The 18,217-nt window shown below is 33.6% G+C and carries 17 protein-coding genes; 8 read left to right on the forward strand and 9 right to left on the reverse strand.

Annotation, left to right across the window (positions count from 1 at the left end; all coding sequences use genetic code 11):
- The first annotated feature begins 134 nt into the window (after positions 1-134).
- Positions 135-1,205 (forward strand): glycosyltransferase family 39 protein, encoded by a 1,071-nt coding sequence (locus CLORY_RS02095; RefSeq protein ID WP_278335296.1) that lies wholly within the window; start codon positions 135-137, stop codon positions 1,203-1,205.
- Positions 1,206-1,232: 27 nt separating this feature from the next.
- On the opposite strand, the gene gpmA is transcribed toward CLORY_RS02095, so the two are convergent.
- Positions 1,233-1,979 carry a 2,3-diphosphoglycerate-dependent phosphoglycerate mutase gene (gene gpmA, locus CLORY_RS02100; protein WP_079421868.1) on the reverse strand — a complete coding sequence of 249 codons (747 nt, stop codon included), beginning with the start codon at positions 1,977-1,979 and terminating at the stop codon, positions 1,233-1,235.
- A gap of 585 nt (positions 1,980-2,564) precedes the next feature.
- On the opposite strand from gpmA, the gene CLORY_RS02105 reads away from it, so the two are divergent.
- From CLORY_RS02105 to CLORY_RS02125, 5 genes are all read left to right on the forward strand, one after another.
- On the forward strand, positions 2,565-3,722 hold the full coding sequence (locus CLORY_RS02105) for an ABC transporter substrate-binding protein (protein ID WP_079421869.1): 1,158 nt from the start codon (positions 2,565-2,567) through the stop codon (positions 3,720-3,722).
- A 180-nt stretch (positions 3,723-3,902) separates the two neighbouring features.
- A complete protein-coding gene (locus CLORY_RS02110) occupies positions 3,903-4,787 on the forward strand; it encodes a branched-chain amino acid ABC transporter permease (RefSeq protein WP_079421870.1) in 885 nt (294 codons plus the stop codon).
- Positions 4,788-4,797: 10 nt separating this feature from the next.
- Positions 4,798-5,757 (forward strand): branched-chain amino acid ABC transporter permease, encoded by a 960-nt coding sequence (locus CLORY_RS02115; protein WP_079421871.1) that lies wholly within the window; start codon positions 4,798-4,800, stop codon positions 5,755-5,757.
- Complete coding sequence (locus tag CLORY_RS02120; RefSeq protein ID WP_079421872.1) at positions 5,726-6,493, forward strand: ABC transporter ATP-binding protein; 768 nt, start codon at positions 5,726-5,728, stop codon at positions 6,491-6,493. The genes CLORY_RS02115 and CLORY_RS02120 overlap by 32 nt, the downstream gene beginning before the upstream one ends.
- Before the next feature lie 38 nt (positions 6,494-6,531).
- A complete protein-coding gene (locus tag CLORY_RS02125) occupies positions 6,532-7,236 on the forward strand; it encodes an ABC transporter ATP-binding protein (RefSeq protein ID WP_079421873.1) in 705 nt (234 codons plus the stop codon).
- Between the two features lie 50 nt (positions 7,237-7,286).
- Here the strand turns inward: CLORY_RS02125 and CLORY_RS02130 are convergent, their stop codons facing one another.
- The 3 genes from CLORY_RS02130 to CLORY_RS02140 all read right to left on the reverse strand — a co-directional run bounded on the left by CLORY_RS02130 (position 7,287) and on the right by CLORY_RS02140 (position 10,079).
- The gene (locus CLORY_RS02130; RefSeq protein WP_079421874.1) at positions 7,287-8,159 is read right to left on the reverse strand and encodes a transposase; all 873 of its coding nucleotides are present in this window, start codon (positions 8,157-8,159) and stop codon (positions 7,287-7,289) included.
- A gap of 116 nt (positions 8,160-8,275) precedes the next feature.
- Positions 8,276-9,247 carry a D-isomer specific 2-hydroxyacid dehydrogenase family protein gene (locus tag CLORY_RS02135; protein WP_079421875.1) on the reverse strand — a complete coding sequence of 324 codons (972 nt, stop codon included), beginning with the start codon at positions 9,245-9,247 and terminating at the stop codon, positions 8,276-8,278.
- A gap of 187 nt (positions 9,248-9,434) precedes the next feature.
- A complete protein-coding gene (locus tag CLORY_RS02140) occupies positions 9,435-10,079 on the reverse strand; it encodes a DUF4397 domain-containing protein (RefSeq protein ID WP_079421876.1) in 645 nt (214 codons plus the stop codon).
- A 185-nt stretch (positions 10,080-10,264) separates the two neighbouring features.
- Between CLORY_RS02140 and CLORY_RS02145 the strand changes: the two genes are divergently transcribed.
- On the forward strand, positions 10,265-11,122 hold the full coding sequence (locus tag CLORY_RS02145; protein ID WP_079421877.1) for an AraC family transcriptional regulator: 858 nt from the start codon (positions 10,265-10,267) through the stop codon (positions 11,120-11,122).
- A gap of 112 nt (positions 11,123-11,234) precedes the next feature.
- Positions 11,235-12,938 (forward strand): hypothetical protein, encoded by a 1,704-nt coding sequence (locus CLORY_RS02150; RefSeq protein ID WP_079421878.1) that lies wholly within the window; start codon positions 11,235-11,237, stop codon positions 12,936-12,938.
- Between the two features lie 598 nt (positions 12,939-13,536).
- On the opposite strand, the gene CLORY_RS02155 is transcribed toward CLORY_RS02150, so the two are convergent.
- From CLORY_RS02155 to CLORY_RS02175, 5 genes are all read right to left on the reverse strand, one after another.
- Positions 13,537-14,592 (reverse strand): SIS domain-containing protein, encoded by a 1,056-nt coding sequence (locus tag CLORY_RS02155; RefSeq protein ID WP_242954305.1) that lies wholly within the window; start codon positions 14,590-14,592, stop codon positions 13,537-13,539.
- A gap of 29 nt (positions 14,593-14,621) precedes the next feature.
- Positions 14,622-16,241 (reverse strand): PTS system mannose/fructose/sorbose family transporter subunit IID, encoded by a 1,620-nt coding sequence (locus tag CLORY_RS02160; protein WP_079421880.1) that lies wholly within the window; start codon positions 16,239-16,241, stop codon positions 14,622-14,624.
- Positions 16,242-16,347: 106 nt separating this feature from the next.
- The gene (locus CLORY_RS02165) at positions 16,348-16,821 is read right to left on the reverse strand and encodes a PTS sugar transporter subunit IIB (RefSeq protein ID WP_079421881.1); all 474 of its coding nucleotides are present in this window, start codon (positions 16,819-16,821) and stop codon (positions 16,348-16,350) included.
- Between the two features lies 1 nt (position 16,822).
- A complete protein-coding gene (locus CLORY_RS02170) occupies positions 16,823-17,221 on the reverse strand; it encodes a PTS sugar transporter subunit IIA (RefSeq protein WP_169911496.1) in 399 nt (132 codons plus the stop codon).
- Positions 17,222-17,888: 667 nt separating this feature from the next.
- A partial coding sequence (locus tag CLORY_RS02175) for a transposase (RefSeq protein WP_242954302.1) occupies positions 17,889-18,217 on the reverse strand: 329 nt, incomplete at its 5' end.

Consider the following 18,217-nt stretch of genomic DNA (forward strand, 5'->3'; position numbering starts at 1 on the left):
ACGGCAATTCTACATTGCTCGGTAATTTTTACCGACCTGACAATGACGATGTTAAATTTATTAGAAGTGCCTAGATTTTATCCCAAACGGGTAATTACATATATCATAAGCCGCCGGAACCTACAGTATTTATGATGCCTGGCGTTTCATATATATTAGCTTTTCTAATGAAACTATTTGGAGAATTTGGGGGCATCACAGCTTTTAGAGTACTTCAGGCAATGCTCCAAAGTATATCATTATATCTTATGTTCCTTATTGGTAGGAAAATATTTAACACCAAAGTTGCCATTACAGCAGTAATTTTAGATACTTTTTGTATAGCAGAAATATGGACTCCCAATTTAGTTTTAACAGAAACATTTTTTAAATTTTTTGTAATGCTTTTGGTGCTTTTCTCCTTAGAAGCTATTGAAAAAAATGAACTTAAGTATTATCTTATCGGTGGATTATTTTGGGGATTAGCCGCCCTATTCAGACCAACAATAGCCTTATATCCTGTTTTAATTCTCATAATGTGGGTAATTAATAAAGTTAAATTAATAAACTGCATAAAATATGCTTTAGTAACAACTATTGTATTTTCAGCAGTTTTGTGTCCTTGGTGGATAAGAAACTATAACATATTCCATAAATTTATTCCATTTACCCTAGCAACAGGAAACCCTATGCTACAAGGAACTTACATAAATTATGATCAAAGTTCACGAAGTACAGATGGCTTAAATTACAAGCAATTTGACTACAGCTATAAAGATAATTCAGAACAGCAGCAAAACAATGTAGAGATAGCCATTTCAAAATATAGATTAGAGAACCTATTTCCAAAGCATCCAATAAAGTTTATATTGTGGTACACCTTAGGAAAAGCCTGGTGGCAAATAAATTACCCCTTTTACTGGAAACAAATATTAGGTGTGAATTTTATAGAAGCCGCGCTGTATCATGCCATAATAATCCTTCTCTCTATATTTGGCATTGTAAAATTTATAAAAAGCAAATCAAAAAATAAGCTTGCTCTATTGCCTATGATGGTTATCTTATATTTTATAGTTGTTTACCTACCGTTTTTCACAATGGGAAGATACTTTTTTCCAGCTATGCCTTATGTATTGATGTTCTCTGCCTATGGACTTCTATATCTAGGTGATAGATATGGCATAGTCGAAGTTTTATTAAAGAAAGTAAAAAAAGATAGCAGGTAATTGTAATCCTAATTACCTGCTATCTTTCTATTTAGCCTTGCTTTGATTCGCTACCTGCTGCTGCTTTTTTTCTATTTCCGATGCATCGCCTAAATAATAATGCTTAATTGGCTTTAAATCATCATCTAGCTCATATACAAGAGGTACACCTGTAGGAATATTTAAATTCGTAACCTCTTCATTAGTAAGATTATCTAAATACTTTACTAGTGCCCTAAGGCTGTTACCATGCGCAGCTATAACTACCTTTTTGTCTGCTAGAACTTCAGGAGCAATCACTTCTTTCCAGTCAGGAAGAACCCTGTCAATAGTAGCATTTAGGTTTTCTGTAACTGGAAGTTCTTTATCCGTAAGCCCTTTATACTTATCTTCAAAACCAGGATATCTTGGATCATCCTTTTCAAGTTCAGGAGGAAAAACATTAGAATCCCTTCTCCACTTATGCACCTGTTCTTCACCGTATTTTTCAGCTGTCTCTGCTTTGTTTAATCCTTGAAGAGCACCATAATGCCTTTCATTTAATCTCCAGGATCTGCTTACAGGTATCCACAGTAAGTCAAGCTCCTCAAGCACATACCACAGTGTCTTTATAGACCTTTTAAGTACAGATGTAAAACCAACATCGAAAGTATATCCAGCTTCTTTCAGAATTTTTCCAGCCTTTTTAGCTTCTTCAATTCCTTTTGGAGACAAATCTACATCTGTCCACCCTGTAAATTTATTTTCCTGATTCCATACACTCTCTCCATGTCTCAATAATACTATTTTCTTCATACTTTTCCCTTCTTTCAGTGTCAATTATTTATTATTTTATGTAAACTCATTTATTAATCTCCAGTATTAATCTATACTATTATATTAAACTATTTGATAATAAATATCAATATCATTGTACCAATTATAATATTTAATCCCTGTCTCTCCATAAAGCTTTTTACATAAGTCGGTATACCTCTTTTACTTATTTATACCATAATATGTATTTTTTCTTAAATTCAGCTTAATTTTTATTAAAGATTTCATAATGAAAACATTTAAATGCAAGTGAATTTCATAAATATACAAATAACTTTTTATCATAATATCAACAAAATATTGTAAACAGCTCAATTTTCTTTATTTTTAATTACTTTTTTTATTATTAATGCAGTTAATACCCTAGTTAACAATAATAGTTCTTAATATTATTAATTTGATAACGAAGTTGTTCGCCACAATTTGACACATTTTTTATCCTGTGATATTTTGTTTACAACAAATTTAATAGTCAGCTTTATTTTTACAAACTTAATTTAAAAGATTAATTATCATTGTTTAATGAAAAGCTTAAAAACTATAGATAAAAAATGGGGGAAAAATATGAAAAAAGGATTGTTGCTTTTAACATCAGTTATAATGGCATCTTCTATCTTCGCAGGATGTAGTAAAAATTCTGCTTCATCAAAAACAATCAGAATTGGAGTTAATTATGAACTTACTGGAAATGTAGCTACTTATGGTCAAAGCCTTTCCAAGGGTGTTGAGCTTGGTTTCAAAGAGATAAATAAAAAAGGCGGCATTCTAGGTAAAAAGATAGAACTTGTAAAAAAAGATAATAAATCTGATACAAGTGAGACTGCTAATGTATCCTCAGCTTTGGCTACAGATAAAAGCATAGCACTTTTACTTGGACCAGCAACTTCAGGTGATACAAAAGCCGCTTCAACAGCTGCAACACAAAACAGAATACCATTAATATCCGCTTCTGCTACAGATGATGGTGTAACTATAGATAAAAACGGTAAAGTCAGAGATTATATATTTAAGACGTGCTTTAGCGATTCATTTCAGGGAGTTATAATGGCTAATTTTGCTTACGACGATCTAAAAGCGAAGACTGCAGCTATTCTATCAGACTCCGGCAGTGATTATAGTAAAGGTCTTTCAAAAAGCTTTAACACTAAATTCACTTCCCTTGGCGGTAAGATAATCGCTTCTGAAGCATATCAATCAACTAATTCAGACTTTAAGGCAGTACTTACAAAAATTAAATCTGCCAATGCTGACATAATATATATTCCTGGTTATTATGAATCTGTTGGTCTTATTATAAGACAAGCAAAGGAACTTGGAATAAAGACACCTATCCTTGGAGGGGATGGCTATGAATCCCCAAAACTTGCTGAACTTGCAGGCAAAAATAATTTAGGTGATGTTTACTATACAAACCATTATTCATCAACAGATAATTCACCAGAGGTTGTTAAGTTTAAGAAGGCTTTCAAGACTGAATATAAAGCTGATCCAGATGCTTTTAACGCTTTAGGCTATGACCTTGCTTATTTCGCAGCAGATGCTATTAAAAGAGCAGGTTCAGCAGACAGAGAAAAAATAAAAAATGCATTAGCAAGCACAAAGAATTTCAAGGGTGTCACAGGAACTATTACTATTGATAAAAAACATAACCCTGTAAAGTCAATAACTGTTCTTCAAGTAAAGGATGGAGTTCCAACTTTTCTTAAAAAAGTAAATCCGTAATAGAAAAAAAGACGTTTCAAAAGGTTATGTATCTGACTTATAAATGGAGCACACCAAAAGTTGATGCTTCCAATTACAAAAGTGTGTGAAAATCAGTTTTATTTTCACACATTTTTGTGTTATATAATGCAATCGATTCATTACATTATATTTTATTTAAAACATAGGAAAGGTGATATCGTGAAAGAATTCATTCAGCAGTTAATCAATGGATTATCTCTTGGAAGCATATATGCTCTTATATCATTAGGTTACACTATGGTATACGGTATTATTAATTTAATAAACTTTGCACATGGCGATATATACATGATCGGTGCATATGTGGGCTTTTTTGTCACAACTTCTCTGGGACTTAGTTTTTTTCCAGCCATCATATTATCGATGGCAGTATGCGCTTTATTAGGTGTAATAATAGAAAGAATAGCCTATAAGCCCATAAGAAATTCCTCAAGAATCGCTGCACTTATTACCGCTATCAGCGTATCTTTATTTCTTGAATACGGAATGGTATATCTGGTTAAACCAGATAAAAGACCTTTTCCTCAGGTATTAAAAGAAAAAAATATAGAGCTTTTCAATGGCGGCGTAATACTTGATTCCAGAAATATTTATATAATTGTTATTACAATAGTTTTGATGCTGGCACTTCAATATATCATTCACAGGACAAAAGTTGGTAAAGCTATGAGAGCAGTTTCTCAGAATGCTGATGCTGCACAGCTTATGGGTATAAATGTTAACAGAACTATATCCTTTACGTTCGCTATAGGTTCAGCCTTAGCTGGAGCTGCAGGTGTACTGGTTGGAGTTTACTACAATTCTATTAATCCGTTAATGGGAGTTACTCCTGGGCTAAAAGCATTTATTGCAGCAGTTATAGGAGGAATAGGTATAATTCCTGGCGCGGTTTTTGGAGGCTTCTTCTTAGGTATGCTTGAAACAATGGTAAGTGCTTATGGAAACTCACTATATACTGATGCCGTAGCATTCATAGTACTTATAATAGTATTATTATTTAGACCAAATGGACTTTTAGGAAAGAATATTAAAGAGAAGGTTTAGAGGTGATATGATGAGACTCTTTTCGAAAAAAAATATAATCAACTTAGCAGGTTTACTGATATTTTATATAATAATTAAATTACTCATCAGTGCTGGTATTGTCGACTATCATCTTCAGTATAACCTTTATATGATAGGAGTAAATATTATATTAGCTGTTGGACTTAATCTTATTACTGGCTACACAGGCCAATTTTCCCTTGGACATGCCGCATTTATGTCTGTTGGTGCTTATACCGGTGCTGTACTTACATCAAACTTAAATATGCCATTTATCGCTGCTATTTTAGCTGCAGCTGCAGTTGCTGCAATAGCTGGAGTACTGATAGGCATACCTACACTGAGACTGAGAGGTGATTATCTCGCTATAGCCACTCTAGGTTTTGGAGAAATATTAAGAGTTTTTCTTCAAAATGCAAATTATGTAGGTGGAGCTGCAGGCTTTAACGACATTCCCCTGCTAACAAATTGGACATGGAGCTTTGTACTAGTAGTTATTTCTGTACTGCTTATGAATAACTTCATTAAATCATATCACGGAAGAGCTTGTATTGCCATAAGAGAAGACGAAATAGCTTCTGAAGCAATGGGGGTTAATACAACTTTCTATAAAGTATTAGCTTTCTCCATTGGTGCTGCTCTAGCTGGTATTGCAGGAGCACTCCACGCACATGTCATAGGTTTTATTAAGCCTGATGATTTCGGATTCATGAAATCCATAGATATACTCGTTATGGTTGTATTCGGAGGACTCGGAAGTACTTTAGGAGCAATAATAGGTGCTGTAGCAGTAACCTTGATATCACTATTTTTGCAAGATTTTTCACAGCTCCGAATGGTTATTTATGCGGTAATATTATTCCTGATTATGGTGTACAGGCCGCAGGGACTTTTAGGAAAGAAAAAATTCAATTTCTTTAAGAAAGGAGTAAAAGCTGATGCAAGTACTGGAAGTAAAAAATCTAACTAAAGCCTTTGGCGGAATAAAAGCAGTAACCGATATAAACCTTGAAGTTAATGAAGGTCAGATAGCTGGTATAATAGGACCAAACGGTGCCGGTAAAACTACTTTCTTTAACTTGCTTACAGGTATTTACACCCCTACTTCAGGAAATATAAAATACAATTTAAATACAACAGTAGAAGGCAAAAAACTTAAGCCTAATAAGATATCAAGTTACGGAATATCTAGAACGTTTCAAAATATAAGACTGTTCAAAGAAATGACAGTACTAGAAAACGTGCTTATAGGTTATCACCATAATTTTAAATACAGTGTGGCCTCAGCCTTCCTTAGACTTTCTTCTTTCGCTAAAGGTGAGAATGAAGCATTAAACGAAGCATTAAAACTGCTCAAAGTTTTCAATCTCTTAGACAAAAAGGATGAACTAGCACAAAATCTTCCTTACGGTGAGCAAAGGAAGCTTGAAATTGCAAGAGCTATGGCTTCAAACCCTAGACTTCTACTTTTAGACGAACCAGCAGCCGGAATGAATCCTCAGGAAACTAATGATCTTACAGAATTAATCAGATGGATTAGGGACGAGTTTAAGCTTACTATCATACTTATTGAACACGATATGTCACTTGTAATGGATCTTTGCGAAAACATATTTGTGTTCGATTATGGTCAGCTTATAGCTAGTGGATCTCCAAAGGAAGTACAGAACAATCCGCAGGTTATAAAAGCATATTTAGGTGCCTGATAAATTTCTGGACATCGCATTTAAAGGAGGGATTTAATGTGTTAGAACTTAAGGATATAAACGTATATTACGGTGCAATACACGCAATAAAAGGCATAAGTCTTAATATAAATGAAGGTGAAATCGTAACATTAATCGGTTCAAACGGCGCCGGAAAGACAACTACACTAAGAACAATATCAGGTCTTGAAAGAACTAAGACAGGAAGCATCACGTTTGAGGGTAAGGATATTACTTCTGCCAGCGCTTCAAATATCGTAAGCCTTGGTATTTCTCATGTTCCTGAAGGAAGAGATGTTTTTCCAAAAATGTCCGTGAAAGAAAATCTTGAACTTGGAGCATATTTGCGCAAAGACAAAGCTGAAATAAAGAAAGACTTTGAAAAAATTTATGGCCTTTTTCCAAGGCTTTTAGAAAGAAAAGAACAGATGGCAGGAACGCTTTCAGGCGGTGAGCAGCAGATGCTGGCTATGGGCCGCGCTCTGATGAGCAGACCAAAGCTTTTGATTCTTGATGAGCCTTCCATGGGACTTGCTCCACTTATTGTGAAGGATATTTTCAATATAATTGTAGAAATAAACCACAGCGGTACTACAGTACTGCTTGTAGAGCAGAATGCAAACCTGGCACTTAATATTGCAAACAGGGCTTATATCATTGCTAATGGCGAAATAGAGCTTGAAGGTGATGCAAAAGAGCTACTAGGCAACGAAAAAGTAAAGAATGCCTATTTAGGTGGCTAAAAAATGTCATTTGTCAAGTGCCTGGCACTTGACAAATGACATTTTGCACCCTAGCTTATTTTGCTGCGAGAAAGAAGTTTGGAGATTGCCGAAGGTACAACATTTAAGAAGTCAGATATCTCCTTTACCGTGTAACACTCTTCCATTGCCTTTCTTGTAATTTGAAGTTTTATTGGAGTCAAATTTCTTTTTCTCTTTCCTTTCCTAATATCTTCCAATATGCTATCTGAAACATTAATAGTCTCAAGTATCTGCTCCATATTTTTACGGTACGGTTTAATAAACTCATTTTTAATAGCAGTATCATTTCTCTCAGAAACTAATGCATATGGTTTTAATAAATCCTCTGTCATTTCATAATCCTTATTCATGTCCTCTTCATCACCAATTGTATTAATTAATTTTAGATACCGCTGCATTGCCATTTTCTTATTTTCTCCAAGCATATTCAATATAAACATTGCATTAATATTTGAGCTTATTGAATGCTGGTAATAACAATTACTACTCCACTTATACTCCTCTACATTTTTACATATTCGCGCCTTTACAGGATTTCTATGTATATATCTTAAGAGCCAAATTAAATAGCCATCTGTATCAACAAGTTTACATTTATACCTATTTTCAAACGCATGACCAGATCTATTTAGTAAATTATTAATATATTTGGCCAATACGTTGTTTACATAAAACATGATTTCACTAATTGACGATTTATTAGTTTTCATTAACAGATGGTAATGATTATCCATGATTACATATGCTAAAATTTCATAATCAAATTTTTTATTATATTTAACCAAAGTCTCAATTAGAAACTGCTTTATTCTACTATCTCTAAATATGAACTCCTTGTTATTCCCTCTCTGATAAATATGATATATTGCTCCATCATAAATAATTCTATCTTTTCTTGACATCTAAATTTCTATTCTCCTTTGCATATTTTGTAAAAACTATTAAAGTAATTGCCCGTTTTACAATAGAATATACAATGATAGAAAAGTTAAGTGCCAGGCATGTGACAAATGATATGTCACATGCCTGGCACTTGACAAAACTCACAGCAGCTTTTTATAGAGTTTTCAACCATGTCGCTAACTGCATGATCAGTAAAGAAAGCAGTATGGGGCATAAGAATCACATTAGGCATGGCATTTAAAACTGCCATTTCTCGGTATCCAAGAACTTTATAATTGTGATTGCGGTAGTATATCTCCCTATCGCCCTCAATAACATCAAGACCAGCTCCTCCCACTTTTCCGGATTCTAAAGCTTCAATTAGTGCATCTGAATCCATTAAGGCTCCTCTAGCCGTATTGATTATTACTACACCTGGTTTCATCTTTTCAATTGCCTTCTTATCTATAAAATGATAATTAGCTTCTGTAGCTGGAATGTGAAGAGAGATAATATCGCTTTCCGCTAATAAGATCTCTAAATCTACATATTCAACTATTCCTTTGAGCTCATCACGTTTTGATTTTCCGTATGCAAGTATTCTGCAGCCAAAGCCGCTCAAATGCTTAGCTGTGGTAGTACCTATGTTACCAGTACCGATAATGCCCACAGTCATATCCTCCAAATCTTGTCCTCTAGTACTTCTATCAAGTGAATAATCCTGTGACAAACTACGAATCATAATATGTTTAACCTTTCGTATAACCATTAACATCAGCATAATAGCTTGATCTGCTACTCCATTTGTCGAGTAGGTAATATTGCTGACTCCTATGCCTATACTTTTTGCATATTCCACGTCTATGTGTTCCATTCCAACAGTTCTTGTAGAAATAAATTTTATACCTAAGGCTTTATAGGAATCCAGCATTTCTTTAGTAATCATTCTTTCCGATGTAATACTAATGCATTCACAGTCTTTTGCAAACATTGTACTTTCAATACTAGGCTCCATATTAATAGGAACTATCTCAACATTATATTTCTTCGAAAATTTATTAAAAAACTCTTTCTCATCTTCACGACAATTATAAACGACTATTTTCATTCTCTATATCTCCTTTAATTAATCCTATACTATATGTTAAATATTATATCATCACTTTAAGAATATTCACATAAAAGTTAAAAACATCGGCTTATAGCCGATGTTCTATTAAATAAATTTAAACTTAAGTTGAAATTCAGCACAGCTGAATTTCCTCCATCCCTTTACACTTTTCTCTTTTCTCTTACTACCCTCTTGGTTCTACTACAGGCAAAGCTTCTAATGGTGGGTTGCCTCCTGCTACTCCAACTGCATAGATCGTATAATAGCTGTTGGCATCCAATCTGATATTAGGAATAGTTAAAACAACATTGTCTGTACCAGGCAGGCTTACTATAAAACTATATGTTCCAGGTGGCACACAAGCATAGTTTGTAATATCCCTATATCCAACACTGCTGAATACTATTGTACCGTCTGATAGTTTTATATCAACAGCTGGTGCATTAGGTGAAAGGTGAATAAACCTTGCGCAAGCAAAGCCTGAAGTTTGAGCAGTTATAGGCTCTGGTATTGTATATAAACTGATATCTGGCAGCATTCCTATTACTGCAGCATTAAATATAGTATTTTGAGAAATATACAAATTCGTATCTAAAACAGGATTTGTCATTTCTCCAGATGGATATACTCTAATATTATAATTACCTGGAGGAACAGGCAGGTATTGAGAAAATTGTTTATAAGCAAGATTATTTATAATGAGGTTTCCATTTGCATAAACATCTACTGCTGGTGCATTAGGTGAAGCATGGAACACTCTAACGTATGAATTGGTTTGACAAGCCCTATAATAGTTATTTGTCATGTTCAAATATGGACAGTAGGACATAAATATTCTCCTTGATATTATTAATTAATACTATAATATTAAATTCAAACTGAAACGTTACTTTAAAAAAGGTATTTTAAAACACATCTATCTTAATCACAATTTGACTATTATTCATCTAAAAAAGTATAATTAATATGGAAATATTTCAAAACTTATAGATAAATAATTTTAAAGGAGATAACATGCAACCCTGGCATCAGAAACCTTTTTTGAGTGAAAACCTACCACTAAGTATTTTTACCACTGATGAAGCAGAATTTCCGCCTCATTGGCATGAAGCTGTTGAGGTAGTTTATGCACTGACAGATGGATTAAAAGCCGGTGTAAACAATGAAATCTACACACTTAACAAGAAAGACATTTTGCTTATAAGCAGCGGGGACGTTCATTATTTTCCGCCTCAACCACTACAATTTAATAGAATTATATTATTCTTTGAAGCGGCATTTTTTGAAGCCTTCACCTCAATAATGAAGGATAAAAGATTTACTATGCTGTTAAGAGCTAATACTAATTTTCCTGCAGCGACTAGTGTGGAAAGTCTTCATGACGCGTTGGAAACACAAATTCTTCAAATAATGGAAGAGTACCAAAATAAAAAGCAAGGCTACAAGCTTGCATTAAAAGCCAGACTTTCTGATATACTCGTATTATTAATGCGATATGCTCCCCGCGAAGTCTATTCAACCTATGAAAAAAATAGACAACTAAGCAGATTAGAGCGCCTAGAACAAGTATTCAGCTTTGTAGAGAAAAATTTTGATAAAAATATAACCTTAGAAGAAATCTCAGCGGTAGCTAATTACAGCGTTTATCATTTCACCCGTTTCTTTAAAGAAGCAACTGGTATGACTTTCAATCAATATGTAAACAATTTTCGTATATCAAAAGCTGCAGAATATCTCATCAGTTCTAATGATTCTATCATAGAAATAGCCTTTAAATCAGGCTTCGGCAGCATAAAAAACTTTAACAGGGTGTTTAAGGATGCTAAAGGATGTTCTCCCTCCGATTACAGAAAAGCAATTTCTGAGGATTAGTAGGCAATTTGTGACTAGTAACATATATCTTATAATATGTACAATAAAGACAACAGATTGCAAATATATTCAACAGAAACTTGTACAATCAGTTAATAAAGGAGGAAAACATATGAGCTATAAAAATTTTAACCTAGCCGTTTATTGTCCTGTTGGAAATCTGAATGCGATAAAAGACATTGAAAGCTTTAAAGAAAAATTCAGTTTTTTAGAGAAACATCTTAAGATTGATAAGTTTTACTTAGAAACTTTTCGTTCTTTTGAAACCATCGATAAAGATAAAATGCTAAAAATAAAGGAATTCTTTAATTCAAAAGGAATAAAAACCTCTGGAGGTATAACTACTGCAGCAGACGAACGTACCGGAGGCTTCGATTCTCTATGCTATACCCGTGAATCAGACAGAAATAAATTGAAGGAAATAGCTGAATTCACTGCTAAAATTTTTGATGAGATAATTCTTGATGATTTCTATTTTACAAATTGCAAATGTGAATCCTGTATAGAAGCAAAGGGAGACAGAAGCTGGTCTGAATTTCGTACTGAACTTATGAAGGAAGTATCTGAAAACTTAATTATTAAGCCAGCAAAAGCTGTTAACCCTAAAATAAACCTTATTATTAAGTATCCAAACTGGTATGAACACTATCAAGAAACTGGCTATAACCTTGCCGATGAACCTCACCAGTTTGACATGATATATACAGGCACTGAAACAAGGGATTCTCAGTATGCACAACAGCATCTGCCAAGATATTTGAGCTATTTTATTATGAGATATCTTGAAAACGTTAAACCAGGGAAAAATGGCGGCGGATGGTTTGATCCATTTGAATGCAGTTACAATTTAAATTCTTATGTTGAACAAGCAAGATTAACTCTTTTCAGCAAAGCTAGAGAAGTTACTCTTTTCTGTCTAGGGGCTCTGCTTGATGAAGACTCATCGATGTTTGCTCCTCTTGCAGGAAATACGTTTGATGCAATGGATAAGTACTTAAGCAGCTTAGGCAAGCCTGTAGGAGCTGCAACTTATATTCCATATCATTCCTCCGGAGAAGATTTTCTTCATAACTATATCGGTATGCTGGGAATTCCGTTGGAACCTTATCCTGAATTTCCCTCGGAAAGTAAGACCATATTCCTTACTGAGAATGCAGCCAAAGATACTAAGCTTATAAATAAAATACATGATAAGCTGCTAAAAGGCGGAAATGTTGTTGTTACATCAGGACTCGTAAAAGTTTTACAGGGTAGAGGTTTTGACAAACTCACTACTGTAAGAGATGCCGGAAGAAAATTTAACGTGACCCAATATGCAATTTCTGATGAAGGTGTTTCTTTCAAGCATACTGTAACTTCTGATAAACCAGTTCTTGTTCCAAAGCTTGAATTTTGTACTAACGACATTTGGGAACTTGTTGCTGGTATGGGAGTTCAAAACAACCTTCCAATACTATTAAGAACTGCTTACGGAAAGGGAAATTTATTTATTTTAACTATTCCTGATGATTTCGGTGCAATGTATCATTATCCAAAGGAAGTATTAAAGACTATTCGTGAAGCTATTACTGCCGATATTCCCGTAATGCTTGATTCGGAAAGCAATGTTGGATTATTTACCTATGATAATGATAGCTTCATAGTTGAATCTTTCCTTCCACACAGTCAAAATATAAATGTCATAGTTAAAACACCTGATGCAGTACTTATAGATTTGGCTAGAAATATTGAAATCAAAGGAAGAACAGAAAAGAATAGAACTATATTTTCTATAGAAATACATCCATTAGGCTGCAAATTCTTTAAACTAATATAAAAAATGGTTACACCCTATGTCGGCCGGTTACGTTCATTAAGCAATTACACCACATCTTTTAGTCAAATTTCCTAATGGCTCATAACTCGGCTACGCCTCAAACAATTTGCCATCTTAACGTAAATTTGCCTAAAAGACATGGGTAATTGCTAAACTCACTCCAAATGCCTCCGTCGGATGTAACCATTTTTAATGCCCTAACTCTTAATATTAACAAGATGCTTTTATTATGCTGCTTCTTTTGCCTTCCTTTCTTAATTCACTAACTTCAAAATATATTACTGTTTCTTTTTAACTTCTTCGTAAACACGCTGTACCGTTTTTTTATTTAATTTCCATCTTCCTTACTCTTTAGGGGTATAGCCTGATCCTAATGAAAAGTTATGTTCCCAAAAACATAAATTCCTAAAAAGAAACGAAATTGATTCATAGGAATTCAGCACAGGTGAATTCCAACCTTCACTTTTCTCTTTACTCTTTAGTGATGTATCTTGATATTAATTAAAAGTTATCTACAATTTGATAATTTCAAAATATGATGGTGTTTTTCTTTAAAATTTACCGCAAAACTATCGAATAGCTTTGCGGTAAATTTTATTTAAGCTTTAGTTTTAATTATTTTTTCAAACTCATAATTCCTGACGTTATAGCTTAACAAATCAAGATCGTTGCATATAGAATCTGAAATTAACTGAAAAGGTATTATGTTAAATAAAACACTAAACTCACTGCTTATTTCATAATCAAGCTTCCATATCCTTCTGTCCGATGCATATCCATTATTACTTATTAAAAACACTTTGTCAGTCAAAAGATGAATAGCACTATACAGCTGCATCACTCTTTCATGAGCCTCGTCACCATTATCTATAAAGAATACAGCATGATCCTTTGATATTTCATAGCTCGGCCCATGAACAAACTCTTCCATTTCGTATGCATTAGTTGGAATTCCGAATGTTTCATTTATTTTAAGTGCCCCTTCTAGAGCTGTTCCATACGAAGGACCACATCCCACTACCATAGCTCTTCTCATAGACTTGAATTCCTCTTTATTGTTTATATAGAATAATTCTGATTCATCTAAGCTTGTCTTCATTAATGAAACAGCTTTTTCAAGTTCTTTAATCTTTAATTCAAATTCTTCCTTTTTAATAATGTTTTTAGTTAATGCTGTTTCCAGTGCAAATAGCATCAGGAATGTGCAAGATGCCGGATAACCTTTTGCCACATAATAGTCATCGCTTCCGCTTCCATATTCAAATACATTGCTGGTGTAATCCATTATTGGACTATTTGCATTAGTTGTAAGCACAGCTATATCTTGTCCCAACTTATTTGCTTTTTTTACTGCTTGGATCGTATTAGTACTCTTTCCACTTTGAGACATGCATATGATAAAAGCATCTTCATTAAATTTATAGTCAAACTTTATATATGTCATTGGCCATATTATTTTAACTTCAGTATTTAGTGTATTTTGTATAAAATACTTTACTGAATTTGCAATATTACATGAAGAACCAGACGCAACTATTACTATTTTCTTGTATTCCTTTGCTGTATATAAGTCGACTAACGGTTTAATTAATTTTTTTCTATTTGCCATAATATTCAAGCAAACTTCAGGAGCTGATTTCATAAATGGTATCATTGTTTTCACTGTAAAACCTTCCTTTCCTGTTAAGCTATTATTCCAAGTAGATTTAATATTATCCCGACTGATAACAACGAGAACAATAGCGGAATGATCTTAATTTGTTTTCTAAGCAGATATGATATTGAAAACATTGCCAATAGTGGTAAAAGCTTAGGTACAATATCATCAAGTATTTTCTGTAGATTAACTGTTACGCCGTGAGACATATGAAATACTAATGGAGTCGAAATTGATATCATGTCGCATGTCATGGCTCCAAGTACTACCATTCCAAGGATTCCAGCACACAAGGTTATTTTTTCTAATATATTGTTTTCAGACATGATCTTCAATATTTTGCTTCCTAAATTGTAACCTGTGAAGGTTAATATATATCTTATAGTCCAGTGCGGAATGTTAAATACAAAGAAGAACAGCAGCGGTCCAAGTGGACTTCCTTTAAGTGCAAATTGACATCCAATACCAGCTGCTACAGTTTTAACAATTCCCCACCAAAAGGAATCGCCAATACCTGCTAATGGTCCCATAAGTCCAGCCTTCACTGCAGGTATGCTCTTTGGATCAAAATTAGAGTCTTGTGAGTTCTGCTCTTCCATAGATGCGGTAACACCTAATATAAAAGTACAAAATTCAGGATTAGTATTGAAAAATTCAAGATGTCTATTAATTGCTTCTGTCTGTTTTTCAGGATCCTTGTACACTCTTTTAATAACAGGCAGTATTGCACGGCAAAAACCTATAGCCTGTAGCCTGCTGTATATAAATGGTCCTTCCAATCCAAATGATTTAAAGAATACACTTCTAAGATCCTTTTTTGTAAGAAGTTTCTTAACCTCAACAACTTCTTCAGGAACTTCAGGATCATCTGATAAATCATCAAAATCTATTACTCCAGAATCAACTTGAACCTTTTCTTTATCCTGAGTGAAGAAGTAAGTTATAAGCGCAAAAGCAGCTCCTAATATGGCTATTCCCATTACAGGCACTTTAAGATATGCTGCCAGTACGAAACCTATAAAATAGAATGCTAAAGTTTGTTTTGTCATAGTTAAGTTAAATAACATTGCAAAACCTAATGCTGTTAAGAATGCTGTACCTGTAGCAACTGCATCCATAATATTCTTTGGAATAGCATTTGCCACCTCTTTTACAGCTGATGAACCTACAAGCACACTAATAAATACTATTAAAAATATGAATACTGCACTTAGTCCAAACACTATCCAGAATGCTATAGTAACCTGCTTTGGACTATTTTTTTCAGGACGGTCGAATAATAATTTAGCTGCAACAATATCATAAAGACTTGTTACTAAATGTTCCAAAAGACGGAATAGTATTCCTACTGGTATTGCAAATGCAACTGCTGCTTTAACCCCAAGATCACCTGAGATTGCAAACCCTGCTGATAATACTCCTGCAATTGTAATATTAATCGGAATAGAAATTCCTATTCCCATCATACCCATTGTTGCTAGTTCAAGTGTACCACCTATTATGATACCTGTTTTTAAATCCCCCATAACAAGTCCTACCAGCGAACACATAATAATCGGTCTGGTTGTTTTATTTAAACCATCCACATATTCAAACCAACCAAATACAGCTATTAATCCTAGTAATAACGCCTGTGTTAAACTCATTGTAAAATGCCCCCTATCCTTACATAGATTTTATACTTTTGTATATCTTAACCTTAAATAAAAATATACAAACAATTTTTGTATGATTAACTCCTATATCTTTTTCTTACTTTATTAAATCCTTAATAAGCTGCTTTTTATCAACTGGCATCTGCCTTGCTTCAACTTCTATATTCTTTTCTATAAGCTCCCTACAGATTCTGATATCATCATCTGTTAATGTAACTGCATTGGTATATCTTTTTGAGCCTTCCCTTTCCTTGATCCCTCCTATATTAATACTCTTTATCTCCTCTACACTCTCAGCAATCCTTTGTGCATCAACCAAGTTATTAACTATAATTAGCGTTGAATATTTTTTAACCTTCTCTGTATTTAGAATTTCAGTAGCTTTTTTAACTTCAACTATTGTTAGATTAACTCCTTGCGGCTTAGCTAACCCTAATGTCATTTTGGTAAACTCGTCATGAGCTATAGTATCATTGGCTACTACAATCAAATTTATTTTTAAATTCTTAGTCCATGCAAACGCCACCTGTCCATGTAAAAGTCTGTCATCAACTCTCAATAATTTAATCATGTTAAACCTCCTCCTTTGTACTAATTATTTTATTTACATATACTAATTGCTCTTTTGCTGTTTCTATTATTTCCTCTAAACGATTACTTTCAATCGTTTCTTCCATACTTAATATTATTTCTAAAATGACAGCCATATTAAATCCTGCTATGATATGAACCTTTTCACTTACAAATTTAAGAACCTCTTGATTTACACTCCCTCCAAGCAAATCAGTAAATGCTACTATTTCGCAATCCTTATTTTTTTCAAAGAATTCTCTAAGCTTGGATAATGCATCATACTTATCACAATAAAAACTTAAAAATTCTAAGTTAGTTCTTTCTCCTGTAAGAAGTTTTAGCGTACTTTTCATTCCCTCTGCCATCTCACCATGTGTAGCTATTAGATATTTCACCATGTAAATCCCCCTTTTAGTCATCTCTTATGTGTATTAATCCTTACATGTATATAATAAATTCTAGAGCTCATTTTCTCCACTTCAACTTTTTCATTTGACTTTAGGAAATTTATAAAAAAAATAAGCCCTAGTTAATATAATTTCCTAAGACTTTGTGAAATAAAAAATGGTTACACCCTATGTCGGCTAGTTTTGCTCGTTAAGCAATTTTACCGCATCTTTTAGTCAAATTTCCTAATGGCTCATAACTCGGCTGCGCCTCAAACAATTCGCCATCTTAACGGAAATTTGCCTAAAAGACACGGATAATTGCTAAACTCGCTACAAATGCCTCCGTCGGGTGTAACCATTTTTAATGCCCTATCTCTTAATTTTTACATAATACTTTTATTATATTCCTTCTGTTGCCTTCTTTTCTTAATTCACTAACTTCAAAATATTTTACTGTTTCTTTTTAATCTCTTCGTAAACACGCTGTACCGTTTTTTTTATTTAGCAACCACTTTTTCTACTATTTAGTGGTGTATCTTGATATTAATTAAAAGTTATCCACAATTGGAAAAATACATAAATTCCTACGAAAATTAAATAATAGCACTCTTTCTATTTTAGGCAACACTAAGCTAGACTGGCCTATTTAGGCTAGTCCCAAGCTTTGTATTTTATTTCATATTCTTAGCATCAAACTTGCTAGCGCTATTGTAGCCTTTTTCTTTCCCATTCTTTTTACCCATCGTTTATAACACATTGATAATCGAGTATTCTTGCTCATACTTGCACACCAAGCGCATTCACACATTATACTTTTTAATGCTTTATTTCCTGCTAATGACTTACTTCGTTTTTTTTTACCTGCACTTTCATTATTTCCTGGACTTAATCCTGCCCATGATGTTATATGTTTATCTGATGGGAAGTAACTCATATCTGTTCCTATCTCTGCTATTATTATTGATGCTGCTTTCGCATTTATTCCTGGTACTGTATCTAGTATTT

The sequence above is a fragment of the Clostridium oryzae genome (genome assembly GCF_002029235.1).
In the GTDB taxonomy this organism is placed as follows: Bacteria; Bacillota; Clostridia; order Clostridiales; family Clostridiaceae; genus Clostridium_AE; species Clostridium_AE oryzae.

Excerpts from the sequence above, each read along its gene's own strand:
- CLORY_RS02095 (WP_278335296.1), top strand. The coding sequence starts at position 135 with ATGCCTGGCGTTTCATATATATTAGCTTTTCTAATGAAACTATTTGGA.
- gpmA (WP_079421868.1), bottom strand. The coding sequence starts at position 1,979 with ATGAAGAAAATAGTATTATTGAGACATGGAGAGAGTGTATGGAATCAG.
- CLORY_RS02105 (WP_079421869.1), top strand. The coding sequence starts at position 2,565 with ATGAAAAAAGGATTGTTGCTTTTAACATCAGTTATAATGGCATCTTCT.
- CLORY_RS02115 (WP_079421871.1), top strand. The coding sequence starts at position 4,798 with ATGAGACTCTTTTCGAAAAAAAATATAATCAACTTAGCAGGTTTACTG.
- CLORY_RS02120 (WP_079421872.1), top strand. The coding sequence starts at position 5,726 with ATGCAAGTACTGGAAGTAAAAAATCTAACTAAAGCCTTTGGCGGAATA.
- CLORY_RS02130 (WP_079421874.1), bottom strand. The coding sequence starts at position 8,159 with ATGTCAAGAAAAGATAGAATTATTTATGATGGAGCAATATATCATATT.
- CLORY_RS02135 (WP_079421875.1), bottom strand. The coding sequence starts at position 9,247 with ATGAAAATAGTCGTTTATAATTGTCGTGAAGATGAGAAAGAGTTTTTT.
- CLORY_RS02140 (WP_079421876.1), bottom strand. The coding sequence starts at position 10,079 with ATGTCCTACTGTCCATATTTGAACATGACAAATAACTATTATAGGGCT.
- CLORY_RS02145 (WP_079421877.1), top strand. The coding sequence starts at position 10,265 with ATGCAACCCTGGCATCAGAAACCTTTTTTGAGTGAAAACCTACCACTA.
- CLORY_RS02150 (WP_079421878.1), top strand. The coding sequence starts at position 11,235 with ATGAGCTATAAAAATTTTAACCTAGCCGTTTATTGTCCTGTTGGAAAT.
- CLORY_RS02155 (WP_242954305.1), bottom strand. The coding sequence starts at position 14,592 with ATGATACCATTTATGAAATCAGCTCCTGAAGTTTGCTTGAATATTATG.
- CLORY_RS02160 (WP_079421880.1), bottom strand. The coding sequence starts at position 16,241 with ATGAGTTTAACACAGGCGTTATTACTAGGATTAATAGCTGTATTTGGT.
- CLORY_RS02165 (WP_079421881.1), bottom strand. The coding sequence starts at position 16,821 with ATGATTAAATTATTGAGAGTTGATGACAGACTTTTACATGGACAGGTG.
- CLORY_RS02170 (WP_169911496.1), bottom strand. The coding sequence starts at position 17,221 with ATGGTGAAATATCTAATAGCTACACATGGTGAGATGGCAGAGGGAATG.